Origin of the sequence: Marinilabilia salmonicolor (assembly GCF_003003035.1) — a bacterium.
In the GTDB taxonomy this organism is placed as follows: Bacteria; Bacteroidota; Bacteroidia; order Bacteroidales; family Marinilabiliaceae; genus Marinilabilia; species Marinilabilia salmonicolor_A.
This window is the reverse complement of the sequence record NZ_PVTS01000008.1, coordinates 149,515-165,506: the sequence shown is the minus strand read 5'-3', so window position 1 is coordinate 165,506 and position 15,992 is coordinate 149,515. Positions and strand designations below refer to the sequence as shown.

Below are 15,992 nucleotides of genomic sequence, written 5' to 3'. Positions count from 1 at the left end.
TACTTTTGTATTACATCTTACGGAGTTCAAAAATAATGTTAAGATTTCAAAAACCAAATAAATTTTAGATGTTTTATATCACATAACATGTATTACATGTTTAAAGGATCACAAATATCTACACAAAACCCTTTATTGGCAAGCATCTCAATAAACAAATAGATTCCAAAAAAAAATATATTTTTTTACATCTCAAATAGCAATCGACCCACTTTTTACGCTCAATTAATTGAAATACAGATCTCTTCTGGCAAATCCTACTTCATCCAGCCGATAATCCCACAATTCTCTTCATAGCCATATTTTATAGGACCAGAAACTTTGTCCATACTCTGTATTTACAATGAACCAACAGGCATCTATACAGGATTTGTATTTCTGACCGAATGGCAATCGTACCAAATAATCTGAACTAATTTCGGTACTCGGTCAAAATTCATAGTATTGCAAAATAGAACAGGGACAATAATGAATCCCAGAATTGATCCATTTATCGTTTTGAAGCGATTGTGCCCGGGAATAAAGACAGGCTGTTCTATTTATTATCGAAGGAATGGGGAAGACACGAGTTTTACAAATCGCTCCCGTTTGCTAGTATATAAAAGTTGCCTATTACTCTTTAACCGTTATAACTCTTATTTTATAAAGAAATTTAAAACAGATGAAGAGATCTGATAAAAACCAAAACTTTATTATTTTTGTTTTTTGTACTACATCTCATGGATCGAAAAACCATTTTTCACCAAAGCAACCAGGCTGAATTCTATAAATTCCTATTGTTCGGAAAAACTATTAGATTGAAAGAGCTTGCTTCCCCCATCGTTTCTCGCGGTTGTTATGTCGCTGTTTGAAGGTTTTTGGCAGGTTCAACAAAGGAAAAAACTGAAAAAATTTTAACAATGAGACTATACACTTTATTACTGGCATTATCGGTAATCTTTTGCACTCAGGCACAAGTAAAAACCGGAATTGAAATCTTAGAGATTCAAAATTTTGCACCTCTAAAAGGCAAAAAGGCAGGATTAATTACCAATCCCACAGGTGTTAACTCGCATCTGAAATCAACCGTGGACATTCTTCATGAAGCCAAAAACGTGGAGTTGGTAGCATTGTACGGACCGGAACACGGGGTACGAGGCAATATTGCTGCAGGCGAAAAGGTTGAAAATGAAAAAGACCCCACCACTGGCATTCCCATATTCAGTCTTTATGGAAAAACACGAAAGCCAACCCCAGAAATGCTAAAGGGCATTGATATACTGGTGTATGACATCCAGGACATTGGTTCCAGATCATACACATTTATAAGTACGTTGGGATTGGCCATGGAAGCAGCTGCAGAAAACAACATTGAATTTATGGTGCTCGACCGCCCCAATCCTCTAGGTGGCAACAAATTTGAGGGAGTCATTACCGAGCCCGAATTTACTTCCTTCGTAAGTCAATTCCCCATTACCTATGTTCATGGATTTACAGTAGGAGAACTTGCCACCTACCTGAATGACCAGAAATTATTAAAAAATGGAATACAATGTGACCTGACAGTCATTCAAATGGAGGGTTGGAAACGCGATATGAATTTTGAAGAAACAGGACTGCCCTGGGTTATGTCTTCCCCCCATATCCCTCACGCTCATTCAACTTATTACTATCCGGCATCTGGCATTTTGGGCGAATTATATGTTTACAATATTGGCGTGGGCTATACACTACCCTTCCAATTGTTTGGAGCTGACTGGCTGGATGCCAATGAACTTACCAAAAAGCTACAGGCCCTGGAATTACCAGGGGTGATGTTTCGCCCGGTTTACTTCAAACCTTACTACAGTACCTATAAAGGCGAAGAAATTGAAGGTGTTCAGGTTCATCTCACCGATATTGAAAAAGCCCCTCTGTCGCTTATTCAGTTTTATGTGCTTCAGGAGGCTTATAAGTTGAATCCTGAAAAGAATGTTTTCAAGATGTGTGATCCATCCCGCCTGGGGATGTTCGACAAGGTTTGTGGGACAGATAAAGTACGAAAAGCTTTTGAGAAGGATTTTAAAGTAAAAGACATTATTGACCTGTGGACACAAGACGTTAAAAACTTCAAAGAAGAGGCTGAGAAGAGTTTTCTGTATTAGCAAGTTAAAATACACACCAAAGTTGGAATAGATCTTCGCAGAGATTTCCAATCAGGCTGTCCAAAAAGTCATGAATTTTGAGTCTTTTGTCATTCTGAACAAGGTGAAAAATCTCTTTGTCGGTATTCCTCAAGTACTCAAAAAATCATATCACCTATTCATGTTACCTTTTGGACAACCTATTATTCAATTCTTTTCTCCGAAAAATCAGCCATATTCAAAAGGGTATCTCCATCAGCAATAACCGACAATTCTCAGATGCTTCAACATTGATTGATTCAATCTCACTAATCCCAATTCCATCCCTTCTGCTCAAAACCTCATCAGCCACTTCTACCTGTCCTTCAATCACAAACAGGTAAACACCATGATTATTGCCTTTCAGTTCGTACACAGCACTATTACCTGATTCCAATTCAGCCAATGAAAACCAGGCATCCTGATAAATCCACACCCCCTGATCCTCTTTATTTGGGGAGAGAATCTGATAAAACTGATTGGGAATAGACAACTCACGAATGGAAGTTTGATCATACCGGGGCTCAACGTCCTGTTTATTGGGTAAAACCCAGACTTGCAGAAACTTAACCTCTTTATCCGTATTACGGTTTTTCTCACTGTGAAAAATCCCTTTCCCGGCACTCATTACCTGAACATCACCTTCTTTTATCACACCTTCATTCCCCATACTATCTCTATGCTCCAGGTCTCCTGAAAGGGGAATGGAAATAATTTCCATATTATCATGAGGATGCTTTCCAAATCCCATTCCGGGCTGAACGGCATCATCATTTAACACCCTAAGGGCTCCAAACTGAACCCGCTCTGGATTATAATAATTGGCAAAACTGAAAGTGTGGTAAGAATTTAACCAACCATGATCAGCATGGCCACGTGTCTCATTTCTGTGAATTACTTTTTTCATTATTTTCCTGCTTCTATACGTGCTTTCTTAAAACATCAACTTTCATCAAAAGTTCATATTCCAATATTACATCCAAAAAAACAGAAGGCTGCTCCATTTTTCTGGGACAGCCTTCATCCTTATTTATCAAATCTAAAAATCAGACCCCTATACTTTGATAAAGATCCGTTTTTTATACAGGATATAACCTATCAACCAAAAGAAAAATATGTGAGTCAGGGCATACAACAACGATCCGTTCATATTACCGGCAACAGGCACAAAAATGTTTTGGTATAGCCATGTACTTCCCCTAACAACCGAGCCGTCAGCTGTTTCAACTTTTATTAGTATGCCCAGCGTTCGTGCCCATAATCCCGACAGGGCATAAATAAACAAAGGATTCATCCCAAACACCACAAAAAATGAGGTCCATTTTTTGTATCCCTTAATATCGATAACAAACACCAAAAGCGCCAAAAACAAAGCTGCCAACCCTGCCGTATAGAGCACATATGAACTTGTCCACAATGGCTTGTTGATGGGAAAGACGATTCCCCAAAAACGGCCAATAACGGTTGTTATCAAACCATACAAGGCCAGACGACCCGGGACCTTTGCGCGCTCGGTATTTTTAATAATCACCCCTGTCAGATATCCCAACAAAACGGTGACGATGGATGGAACAGTACTCAGCAAACCTTCAGGATCAAAGGGAATTCCAAACCCGGTGTAGAGATGTTGTTCCCCTAATATCGCCTTATCAAAAGGAATTACTGCATTGCCTTCCAAACTGTAAGGTTCAGCTCCTCCAAACCAGCCCAGGATACCCCAATAAATCAGCAATATTCCTCCACCGATGAAGGGGATGTATTTGCGGGGAGCGGACAAGACAATCAGTGAGCCAATGCCATAGGCCAGAGCAATCCTCTGCAACACCCCCATTATACGCAAAGTGCTGAAATCGTGCGACCATTGTGGGAAGGAGTTCAGAAATAATCCGATGACAAAAATCAGGAGGGTTCTTCGCCCCAGTCGTTTTAATGATTCGGAGTTTAAAGCCCCTCCATATTTCCCGAACGAAAAAAACATGGAAACACCTGCAACAAAAAGAAAAAACGGGAATACAAGGTCGGTGGGAGTACACCCATGCCAACTGGCATGACGCAAAGGCGCATAAACATATTGCCAGCTTCCGGGGGTGTTTACGGTAATCATTAATGCGATGGTCATCCCCCTCAGAACATCGAGGGCCAGATATCTTTGTGATTGTTTCATTCGTAAATAATTTATCTAAGTTATTGGTCTGATGGAACTCGCATGGTTGATTGTTTACATTCTCTTTTGAGGCAATCGTTGCCATGCTTGTTTCAGCCGATTAGAAATATATACTACTCCCGGATCTAACAGTCTGCCTCCGACACACAAAAAAACCACTGTTAGAACACTAGAATAAATAAATTGAAAACCTGACAAATCAAGATTCACTACTTTTTCGGCCTTGAAAACATCAGCAGTCCTAAAAACACCAAAAGTCCATTAAGCATCAACAGTTCGAAACCAAATTTATAGCCTCCGAGCCATTGTTCCGAATTGGAACTGATAATGTAACACAATATGGGAGACAGCACGCTAATAAAAGGGACGAACCGGTCCCTGGTGCTGCGCTTTGTCAGAATACCAAATGTAAACAACCCAAGCAGAGGCCCATAAGTATATCCTGCAGCCGTAAATACCGAATTTACCACACTCTCGTCATTGATAATTCTGAAAATCACGATGACCAGAAACATAATAAAAGAAAAGGCAATATGTACTTTAATCCTGGTTTTTTCTGTAGATGGAAGCTTAGGACTGACTTTAAGAAAATCAATGCAGAATGCAGTGGTTAATGCTGTAAGTGCTGAATCAGCACTGGAATAGGCAGCTGCAATAATTCCCAAAAGAAAGAACACCCCCACAACCGTTCCAAAATACTTTATGGCCAGAAGCGGAAATACATCATCTGTTCGTTGGGGTAATTCAATCCCCATTTCTCCGGCATAATGATACAACATAACGCCCAGACCCAGAAACATCAGATTGGTTAATATAAAGGCCAGACTGAACCAAAAAAGGTTCTTCTGAGCCTCTTTCTGGTTTTTACAGGTTAGGTTTTTCTGCATCATATTCTGATCCAGTCCGGTCATCACAATGGTAATACCTATTCCTGCAATAAACTGCTTGAAAAAGTTAGTGCCTGAACGCCAGTCCCAGTCAAAAATTTCACTGTGGGGATGATGGTCAATAGCCTGAACCATCTCTCCAAAACTCATATTCAGTTGCTGAAGAATAACGACTATGGTCACAATCACCGACAGCAAAATAAAGAAAGTCTGCAGAGTATCGGTCCAGACTACGGTTTTAATACCGGCCTTAAAAGTGTAGAGCCAGATAAGTGTTATGGTGGTAAGCACTGTCACCCAAAAGGGAACTCCAAGCGCATCGAAAAAGGAGATCTGCAAAACCCCGGCAACCAGATAAAGCCTGAACGAGGCTCCTATTGTTTGGGATACAATAAAAAAGAAAGACCCTGTTTTGTAGGATCTCAGTCCAAACCGTTGATCGAGATATGTGTAAATCGAAACCAGATTACGCTTATAGTAGAGGGGCAAAAGAACCAGAGCAATAATCCAGTAACCCACAAAATTACCCAGGATAAACTGGAAATAGCTCCAGCCACTGTTGCCAACTTCACCCGGAACAGATATAAAGGTGACGCCCGAAATGGTGGCTCCAATCATTCCAAAAGCCACAAGATACCAGGGCGATTTTCGATTCCCCGTAAAAAAGGTCTCGCTATCACTGTTGCGTGAAGAAAACCAGGATATTAGAAACAAGGCTGTAAAGAAGCCCAGAATCACTAACAAAACAAGTGTTGTACTCATAATCTATAGTATTGAGGTTGAGAGTAAATTAAACATCCTCTTAACCTTTTCCTTTTCCTTAATCTAAATCTTAATCCTCCAGACTTACATCTTTAAAAAACTCCGTAACCGACTCTATATTGGTTTGGCTCAAGGCCGAAATCACAAAATAATACTTTCGGGGATGTGTTTTTCGAGACACTTCAAACGTCATTTCATTGCCACCGGTAACGGCAAAAATACTCTCAGGATTCCCGGTATTGGCCTGTTTCCCATGTTTAAACTTATAGACAACAAAAGTTTCGTTATTGTATCCCGGCTTCCAGGTCATCTGAATAGAATCACCCACCAGCCTAATTTCCGGATTTTGCGGGACCTCAGGAACCACTTGCGCTACTCTGGGGTTCACCGGAGGTAAAGCTTCATAACGATAAACTCTTCTCAGCAACTTCTCCTTTAATCTGCGGGGATTGTTTCGAAGCGATTTCGCACTGAAAAACATACTCCCATCGATATTGGGATAAGTACGATTCAGGTTAATCTGCTTCAGAATCTGCCGGGAAGAACGCCATTCCCGGTCTTTTGAATCCCTATTGATGCGGTAAAAAGCCTGGCCGATGTAAAGCCGGCAACCAAGGGCATTTTTACTCCACCAATCGGCAATAATTGCATAATCAGCAACCTCTTTGCCAATGTGCCAATATATCTGTGGCGTAATATAATCTATCCATCCTTCCTCCTGCCAGCGCAGAATATTGGCATACAAATCATCATAATTGGTTTGTCCGGCTCTGGTGGCAGACCCTCTCGGATCCACCGATTGGTTGCGCCAGACCCCGAAAGGACTGATTCCAAAAGCCACCGATGGATTCACGTTCTCTATGGTGTCATGCAACTGCTCAATAATCAGGTCCACATTGTCGCGACGCCAGTCATCTTTTTGGTCGGCAGTAAAACCGCGGGGATACATTTCAAATGCTTCCTGATCGGGAAACTCTTCCCCGGAAATACGATATGGATAGAAATAATCATCAAAATGAAGGGCATCCACATTATATCTTTTCAGGACATCAGCCACCACCGTTGCCACATGATTGCGGGTCTCAGGCAAGCCGGGATTGAAATACCTTGCTTTACCATAAGTTACAAACCACTCAGGATGTTGATTAACGGGATGATCCACAGCTATGGAAGCTTTTGCTGTATCCACCACTGCCCGGTAAGGATTCAGCCAAAGATGAATCTCCAGCCCTCGCTTTCGTCCCTCTTCAATTGCAAACTCAAGGGGATCGTAGAAAGGATCCGGGGCCTGTCCCTGCTCACCGGTTAGCCATTGCGACCATGGCTCCAGCTCGGATGGATAAAAAGCATCGGTGGAGGGACGAACCTGAAATATCACCGTATTGAGGTTGTATTCCTTGGCCAGATCAAACAGCTCCAGCATTTCGTCTTGTTGAAGTTCAACAGAAAGCCCCGATTTCGAAGGCCAGTCGATATTTGCCACCGTAGCGATCCATATGGCACGCATCTCCCGCTTGGGATATTCCCTGGCTTGTAATGAAGCAACAAAAAGCGACAGGATGAAAATAAGTGTTAGTTTACGTAACATAGTATGTATTGTGAAATTAGATCTAAGATTATTAGATGGAAGATGACAGACAGATTGAGGCTGAGACAGAAAGTGTGGTTAAGAAAAATCTTAGTCTTTGCCTCAGCCTTAACCTTGAACTACTCGTTCTTCTTAATACCAAAAGTGGGATCGATTTTGAGGAACTTAAGAACAATAAACCCGGGCACTGTACATATCACAACCCAGATAAAGAAATTTTCATAGCCCACAATTTCCTGGATCCACCCTGAGATCATACCCGGAATCATCATTCCCAGCGCCATAAGTCCTGTACAAATGGCATAATGGGCAGTTTTATGATTACCGGCCGCAAAATAGATCATGTACAGCATGTAAGCGGTAAACCCAAATCCATAGCCAAACTGTTCAACGGCTACTGAAGCTGAGATGAGCCACATACTCTGAGGAGTGGCATATGAAAGATACACAAATACCAGATTGGGCAAATTCATCGCAAAAGCCATGGGCCAAAGCCAGAATTTGAGTCCGTTCTTAGAAGCTACCAGTCCACCGAGAATGCCTCCCAGAGTAAGGGCCAAAATTCCAATGGTCCCGTAAATAAGCCCTACATCTCCGGTGGTTAGTCCTAAACCACCCACTTCGCGTGCATCCAGCATAAACGGGGAAGCAAGCTTTACAATTTGAGACTCTCCCAGACGAAACAACAAGAGAAATGCCAGTGCAGGACCAATATTTTCTTTTTTAAAAAAAGATTTGAAGGTGGCGAAAAATTCAGAAAACAGGTTTTCCCCTTCTCCCTGAACGGTGGCTTTATCTGATGCAGGACGTGGCAATATAAACCGGTGATAAAGAAAAAACACCAAAAACATACCAGCCAGAATCACAAAAGTAATGGTCCAGGCCAAAGGAATATTGCCTGAACGCCCTTCGTAAAAGGCAATCGATGCACCTTCCAGTTTGGGATCCAGCTGAACCACTATCCAGGCCGTCTCCTGCCAGTTAGATGAACTTACCTCTATGCGTTCTCCTTCTATTAATTTAATACTCTCATCACCTCTGCGAATCCCGGTATTCAGAACAACGGTTTCACCTGTTTCAGGCTTTTGGGTTAACCTTACACCTACGATTCCAATATTTCCGGGATTCATGGTGGATTCTACAACCTCATCCCGCCCAAAAGCGGACTTCAGCTTCTCTTTCAATGGACCCGATACATAAGAAACAAACCATCCATCCGTTTTTTCCACCTCTTTGCTCTTTTCGGGCATTACAAAACCATTGGCAAGGTTTTCAGCTTCGGCCCATTGAATGAGACTATCAATGGTCGTTGGCTCTGCCTTTTTAGTAGGAATCTGAAGGTCATCAGAAGTCAGCACAAAAGCCATTTCATCATTACTTACTTCCCGGTCAAATTCAGGAACGGTTATTTCAGCCGGTTGATCGGGCCTGGTATGCACTTTAAACTCGATGGGATCAAGACCTGTGTGGGTTTCAAAGAATCCGGCCAGGATAATGAGCAGGCCCTGTCCGGTTATCATGGCTACTCTGTAAAAAGTACTTCGAATACCAATGAAGTAAGCTTGTTTGTGTTCATCCAGGGCGAGCATATAAAACCCGTCGGCTGCTATGTCGTGGGTAGCTGAACTAAATGCAAGCAACCAGAAAAACGCCAGCGTGTATTGAAAAAAATCAGGAACAGGAATAGTAAATGCCACTCCCGCAAGTCCGGCCCCTACCAGTATCTGCATGACTACAATCCACCACCTCTTGGTTTTCAACAAATCCACCACCGGACTCCACAGTGGTTTAATGACCCATGGCAGGTAAAGCCAACTGGTGTACAAAGCAATATCGGCATTTGATATTCCAAGGCGCTTATACATAATGACCGAAACGGTCATCACAATCACATAAGGAATACCTTGCGCAAAGTAAAGAGTAGGCACCCAACTCCAGGGTGAACGGTTTTTTGAACCCATAGCACAAAAGATTTAACTGTCACGTTTACAAATACTGTGATCGCACATTTATAATTTCTCAAATCGATAGCCACGATTTCGAAGCTCATCTATAATATCTCCAATATAATTGTAAAATTTATCTTTCCGATCGGGATGCACACCAGGGTGCACCAACAATAAAGCTCCATTCAGCCCATTTTTTTCTTCAAAACGCCAAAGCTGGTCAAGCAATTCGCGGCTGGTTTTATAATTGGCCATTCCCGGAGTTGTATAATCGGCATTTGTTCCAGTGCCAGGTGTAAACGACACTACCTCCATTCCCAAATTCCGGCTCCAGGCAACAACATCTTTGTTGTACCATTCATAAGGTGGCAGAAACCATCGCACATTTTCCATGGAAGCGCCTTTTTCTTCGATAGATTGGAGATTTTTCTTCAAATCGATTTTAAACTCTTCATAGGCAACCAGCAAAGAATCTCTTTTTTCCCAGTCGGCATACAACAGATGATCATCCGAATGAGGTCCAAGATAGTGGCTTGAAGCAACAATACGGTCGATTGCTTTTCGGTTGCCCCGTTTTTTTAAGCATTTCCCGGTGAGAAAGAAGGAACCTTTCACATCTTTTTCGTCCAGAACATCCAAAACAAGAGAAGCCCCTTCGAAATGCTCATCGGCAGGAAATACCAGATAGATTAAAGGTTGAGTGGCATTAACACGCACCACTGCACCTTGTGAATCCCGGTCCAATTCAGGTGTATTATAAGTTTCCATCGACGACAGGTAACAGACCAAAGATGCCGTGCCGTCCATGGTTGGTTCATTAGTGGAATAATCACCGATATCATCATGATAAACAGCTTTTCCGTTTTGGAAGGCGCCATATTCATCATCATCCAGCAATCCCACCCCTCTCAGACTTTCAAATATGGTTTTGTAAACAGGGCCGTCAACCAATCCGCCAATGGTATTTTTCTGCAGCAACAAAGGGAAGGCAGAATGAGGGTGAGTGGGAGAATCCGCAACCCCGGGAAATCCGCAAATCATTGCCGTGCCCCAGGGGTTACAGCCAAACAGCCAATCGCGTAAAGCAGCTTCCATTTCCAAAAACTGCTGATCTCCGGATACTTCATGATACAACCGGGCCTGCGTCAGGGCAGCCGTCACCAGATTATTGGAACACCAAATAAACGGTACCCCTATCCTGAATGGATCAGATGCTGCCTCTTTTTCCAGGGCCAAAAGCCCTTTTCTCATAAAATCTGTATATTTCTTTTTGAAATGCTCATTTCCCTGGCTGGCCATCAGATAATGCCCAACATTTACAAATGGGTAAAACTGATAGTGACGGGCACCATGCAATTCAATCCAGGGAGTAACAGGTTCCACCTCCCCCCAGAAATCTCCGGCTTTTAACCATTTATCCAGGCTGTCATTCTCTGAAAAAGCCAAAGCAGAAGCTCCCAGCTCCATATCGTCAACATAGTTCTGCTCTTCGTAAAAATAGGGTGAGACATAGCAGGCAGTCTGCGCAGCTCCGGGAAACTGCTCCCCAAAACGCATGGCCTCTTTGGCCTTTTGCAGCATTTCTGCAGCCCATTCGGGATTTTCTTCTTTCAAAACTTTACTCGCCAAAGCAAAGGCAGAAGCAAATTTACCTGCTGTAGAAGCCACTCCGGTAGTTCGGTTCAAATGGGGCCCCAACCCCTGTCGTTCGCCCGTAACATAGTAAACCGGTCTTCCAAACGGAACATTATAATCAACGGAGTCTTTGTTTGGCAATCTATAGCCGGCATGGTCGCGGTCATCAGCAATCTGATTATACATTTCCCCGGGAGCCGGATTCATCCTCATGAGCCACTCCAGCCCCCATATGGCCTCATCCAACACATCAGGCCGTCCGTTGGGGCCTTTATTACCATTGGCACCGTAAACATCCTTAAAGGCTTCGGGGTTCTTTTCATAGGCAAATAACATCTGAAAAACAGCGTTGGCCGAGGTGTTGGTGTATTGCAGGTAATCGGAAGCATCGTGCCAACCGCCATGTACATCAATATATGCCCCGCTTTTTTCGGGATGATCCACAATGGTGCCATCGTGCACATGACAACTATCTTCCAGAAACGGGTTGTAGCCACATCGCTGCTGCCGCATATAATTCAGAAGGAAGTCAGCCGCTCCTTCATAAACATTCTGGTCAATGCGGAATTCAGGAGAACGAAAACCTGAAGATTCGATAAAATAACTTCCTGGTTGAGTCAGCTCTGAAAAATTGAGTCTAAAAGCTGCTTTCATGCCCCACACAGAACCGTCTTCAGTCCTTGGGGTTCCACTAAAAACAACCTCTCCGGATTTCAATGCCTTTACCTGAAAGCTTTCCGGCGAAACCGTGTCATCTGCAATCATTACCGCCACTTTAGTCGTATTGGGAATATATCCAAGCTGATTTACACGAATCCAGCCTTCTGCAAACAGGGAACCTGCAGAAAAACAATAAATCGCAACCGGAAGTAAAATTCGTTTCAGACTCATAATGACTGAATGTTAATTAATATATGGATAACATATGATGCACTTTTCGTTCCTCCTCGCTGCTGCTAAACTAATTTTACTACAATCTACCACCTCGCTGCTGCGGATTTCTTTGCTTAACAAAGCGGCAGAGCCGAGCGGTAATCTGCATCAGCTTCGACCTACAAATGAGGAAATCAATAACGCTTTTCCAAAGCGGCCCCTCTGAAATAATGAGTCAAAATCTCCTGATAGGAATAACCTTTAGCTCCCATCACCGCGGCTCCAATCTGACACAAACCAACACCATGCCCCCAACCTGCACCAATCAGAGTAAATGACTTTGGAAGACCCCTTTCTCCCGCTTCTTTCTCAACCACAAAAGCAGAGCTGTAAAGGTGAGATTCTGATAAAGCTTTGCGGATTTCCAATTCTTTACCGATGGTCAACTCTCCTTCAGTTCCAACAATTTTAAGGCGAATCAGGCGACCGGATTCACCCCGCTCTACCGGAATCATATCTATAACATTTCCCAGGTCCAAATCAATTTTCTTCTTTAAAAGCCGCTTCACATCATCCTGACTCAGAGTTACTTTCCAGCGGTAAAAATCGGCAGTTTCCTGATCGTAATCGTTAAGTACCTGCGACAAGACTTCTTTATCCTGGGTATTACAAAAAGCCGGAGGATTACCGGTAATCCATTCCTGAGCAGCATCTTCCTGCTTTAAATCCAGCTTAAAACCCTCAGGGGTAAAGTCATTGTCGATCACCTTTGTAAGGTATGGGTGATTGACCGGCTCCCAAACATTCTCAAAAACTTCAGCAATACCTCCGCAAGCTTTGGAGAAACGGGCATCGCATATCTCATTGTCATAAGTCAGCACTTCTCCAAAAGTATCAGCAATGGCTGCCTCCACTTCTTTAGTTGACGCCCTGGTTATTCCCTGGTAACGCTGACAATGATCATCGGCACAAACGTCAAAATTGATGTGATCCTCCCGGTCGTACCATTTGATCTTTTCGCCTTCTCCTTCGATAACCGTTTCGTAGTTCCCGGTTTCTTTCAGTTTTTGCTCCTTCTCTTTCTGGGCCATCAGCCAGCTGCGTGAAATAACGGCATGGGCCCTCAGCAACTCCGGCGAAGAGGTAGCACTCATCTCGGATGAAATTACACTTATCAGGTAGTCCTCCAAAGGAATGCTATTAACCGCGGTTAAATGCCCATCCTCACTAATAATGCGCAATGTCCCCTTAAAGCACTGGTCTTCTTTTCGTTCCCAGTGAAAACTAATCCCAATCACCACATCTTTGAGCTCAAAGCTGGCTTCCTCATAATTTACTGGTTCAAATTCTAACGGAGAATCGGATGAGATGGCTTCTCCATTGATCATTATAGTAATAGCTCCATCCTTTAGGAGGGCTTCACCCTTTCCTTCAAACTCTTCACCGGTGGATTTCAACTTATAAGCCCCGTCCAATGAAAATGAAAATTTTGGCGCAAAAAGCACCCCTACTTCTATATTTGGTTGCATAATCTTCAGATTTTATTCTTGAAATATCCTCTTTACCAATTCCCAGTCGTGTTTATTAAGGGTTACCTGCTCAAAGATATCCTTTACAAGATCAGTATTGAGTTTTTCGAAATCTTCCTCTCTTGGCGTAATGAGAACTCCACCGAAATCGACAGAAGCAGGGCTCAACACAATTTGCTCCCCCCCTTCAGCATAAAACTGACGCGGACGGTGTCCCTGACGGGGAAAAACAACCAAACGCCAGGTGCCATTATCCCACGAACACAAAATATTAAGCATAGGTTCCTCCTCATTTCGTTGAATTGTATCCAGAAAACGGTAAACCCGGTTAAACCAACATTCTATCTCATCGGGTTGCTCTCCTTCAAACACTAAGGTCTTCCGCAAATAGTTGTCCACGCAAAACACCCGAACATCCTTACGATCAATTAACAATGATTTCCGTGGATGATACCGGAACTCCTCTTCAATAGGCATGAAGCCTTTATTTCCGGCCTGAAAATGAAAATGATCGGGGGCACTGGCACCGCACCTGGGGCCATTATAGAATACAACAAATTCCGGAAGTTCCCGGGCCAGCATCATCATATCCGACAACCTTCCTTTGATACGTTGGTCGGTATGCCTCACATGAGGAATGGTAAGATGCCTTGGAAAGATGGGAAAGGGATTCACCAAAATGAGGTAATCATCGCGAAAAGCCACCTTATTTTGTTCAGGAGGTAAATTGTCTTCGCAAAGAAAACATTTCCGCTCCTGAATAGATTTGGCATCCACTTTGGCAGCTGAAGACCTGATTCGCGCCGGATTAAACTGCACTCTCATCTCTGTTGAAGGACCAAATTCAAGAGAACGGATTTTTACTTCACTCAAACCTTCATAATTTCCTTTGGCCATTGGCCAGTTGACCACCTGTTCATCAATCAGGTGATCAACTTTTTCCTGCAATGAAGTATTCATGGAAATATCTTTCGACATATCTACTTTCTGTTTTTAGCAATCCGGGCCCACAATTCCATGGTCCTCACCCTGTCTTTGTACAAATTATGGTTATTCATCTTAACAATATCCAAAGAAGCATCTGAGTTATCTTCCCAGCGGCGACACATATAAAGTGACTTGTATATACGTCCGATTTGATAATCACGAGAAATGGCCAATCCTACGGCATAGTCTTCGCCATAGCTCACATTAGGCACCCGGATTTCTCTCAACACAGGCGTATAAAAAGCACGGGGAGCACCCAGTCCGTTAATGCGCAAAGCATTGTTCCGCCCATTATCGGGGGTCCATTCTTTGTGGTCGATCAATCCGGGAGGAATTTCTTCTAATTTGAAATTCACCATCTGATAGGAGCCGATTACCATGGCGCAATTCTGTTCATAAAAAGCGTCCACAATGGTTTGAACAACTGAGTCATCAGCATACAAATCATCACTGTCAAGCTGGATGGCAAATTTTCCACAAGCTTCGTGCATGATGGCCAGATTCCAGCATCCTCCAATACCCAGATCTTTTCGTTCAGGTACCACGTGAATCAGGCGATCGTCTTCGGATGCCAGTTTTTTCAATATATCGGTTGTCCCATCATCCGAATGGTTATCAACAATAATTAAATTAAATTTAAACGAAGTGTTTTGGCTGAAAACAGATCTTACCGCATCTTCGATGGTTTTGGCGCGATTACGCACCGGAACAATCACTGAGGCCTCCACCGGAAAATCCGATTCATCAAACTTTACTTCTTCAAATTCCGGCTTAAGATATCCGCCTATAGCTTTTAGATGTTCGGTACAGGCAACTTCCATTTCAATCTGAACGTCCCGGTTTTTAGGATCCACATAGTCGAAAATCTTTTCCCCTGATTTACGTGTATCCGTTTCCATTTCGGTATATAGAAATTCCGGCAAACGGAAGAGCTTATGATTCTGAGACACTTTGAGTCGAAGGTCATACAGTCCCGCAAATTTATAGTCGGCTTTCATTTTGTCTGCGGCTTCTTTCACCACTGCCGACGGGAAAAGCAGCAACGAACCAAAGTTAAAGTCGTCTCTTAAACTTCCGTCCTGATAATCAATTACCGGATTTTGCATCCTATTACCTTCCTTCAATGCAACGTAATCGGAATAGATCATTCCCGCCCCGGTATATTCAGCAGCCTGAACCATGCGTTCCAGGGACAAAGCACCCAATTTTAACGGAAGCGATTTGGCATACAGCAAAACATGTGAAGAAGCCTCAGCTCTTTTTGCTATTTCTTTCACCATCTGAGTGGAATTAAGAACCGGCACTTCAAATGAGTCAACGCCTTCCGGCAACTCTGCTCCCTTACTTTCAGGGGTGGTCATTACATAAATTCCGTCAACCAGATCAACTGCTTTCAGTTCATCAATGGTTTGCTTAAGATCGGCCGGTTCGGCAACCGGTAAGAAACATGAAATCTTGTTATGCATATCCTGATCTGTTT

At 43.0% G+C, this 15,992-nt stretch carries 10 protein-coding genes; 1 reads left to right on the top strand and 9 read right to left on the bottom strand.

Annotated elements, in window-relative coordinates:
• Positions 1–899: 899 nt before the first annotated feature.
• Positions 900–2,123, top strand: a complete 1,224-nt coding sequence (locus BY457_RS10145) for an exo-beta-N-acetylmuramidase NamZ family protein (RefSeq protein WP_106153217.1) — start codon at positions 900–902, stop codon at positions 2,121–2,123.
• Between the two features lie 217 nt (positions 2,124–2,340).
• Here the strand turns inward: BY457_RS10145 and BY457_RS10140 are convergent, their stop codons facing one another.
• The 9 genes from BY457_RS10140 to BY457_RS10095 all read right to left on the bottom strand — a co-directional run bounded on the left by BY457_RS10140 (position 2,341) and on the right by BY457_RS10095 (position 15,978).
• A complete protein-coding gene (locus tag BY457_RS10140) occupies positions 2,341–3,048 on the bottom strand; it encodes a pirin family protein (protein ID WP_106153216.1) in 708 nt (235 codons plus the stop codon).
• A 147-nt stretch (positions 3,049–3,195) separates the two neighbouring features.
• Entirely contained in the window at positions 3,196–4,305 is a 1,110-nt protein-coding gene (locus BY457_RS10135; RefSeq protein ID WP_106153215.1) for an acyltransferase family protein, read from the bottom strand.
• 209 nt (positions 4,306–4,514) lie between these two features.
• Positions 4,515–5,954 carry a sodium:solute symporter gene (locus BY457_RS10125; protein ID WP_106153214.1) on the bottom strand — a complete coding sequence of 480 codons (1,440 nt, stop codon included), beginning with the start codon at positions 5,952–5,954 and terminating at the stop codon, positions 4,515–4,517.
• Between the two features lie 70 nt (positions 5,955–6,024).
• A complete protein-coding gene (locus BY457_RS10120) occupies positions 6,025–7,542 on the bottom strand; it encodes a glycoside hydrolase family 10 protein (RefSeq protein WP_106153213.1) in 1,518 nt (505 codons plus the stop codon).
• Positions 7,543–7,661: 119 nt separating this feature from the next.
• Positions 7,662–9,503 carry an MFS transporter gene (locus tag BY457_RS10115; protein ID WP_106153212.1) on the bottom strand — a complete coding sequence of 614 codons (1,842 nt, stop codon included), beginning with the start codon at positions 9,501–9,503 and terminating at the stop codon, positions 7,662–7,664.
• 48 nt (positions 9,504–9,551) lie between these two features.
• Positions 9,552–12,014: a glycoside hydrolase family 9 protein gene (locus tag BY457_RS10110; protein WP_106153211.1), complete on the bottom strand. Its 2,463-nt coding sequence runs from the start codon at positions 12,012–12,014 to the stop codon at positions 9,552–9,554.
• A 176-nt stretch (positions 12,015–12,190) separates the two neighbouring features.
• Positions 12,191–13,525: a SpoIID/LytB domain-containing protein gene (locus tag BY457_RS10105; RefSeq protein WP_106153210.1), complete on the bottom strand. Its 1,335-nt coding sequence runs from the start codon at positions 13,523–13,525 to the stop codon at positions 12,191–12,193.
• A gap of 12 nt (positions 13,526–13,537) precedes the next feature.
• A complete protein-coding gene (locus BY457_RS10100) occupies positions 13,538–14,503 on the bottom strand; it encodes a DUF4922 domain-containing protein (protein ID WP_106153209.1) in 966 nt (321 codons plus the stop codon).
• 2 nt (positions 14,504–14,505) lie between these two features.
• Entirely contained in the window at positions 14,506–15,978 is a 1,473-nt protein-coding gene (locus BY457_RS10095) for a glycosyltransferase family 2 protein (RefSeq protein ID WP_106153208.1), read from the bottom strand.
• Positions 15,979–15,992: the final 14 nt, after the last annotated feature.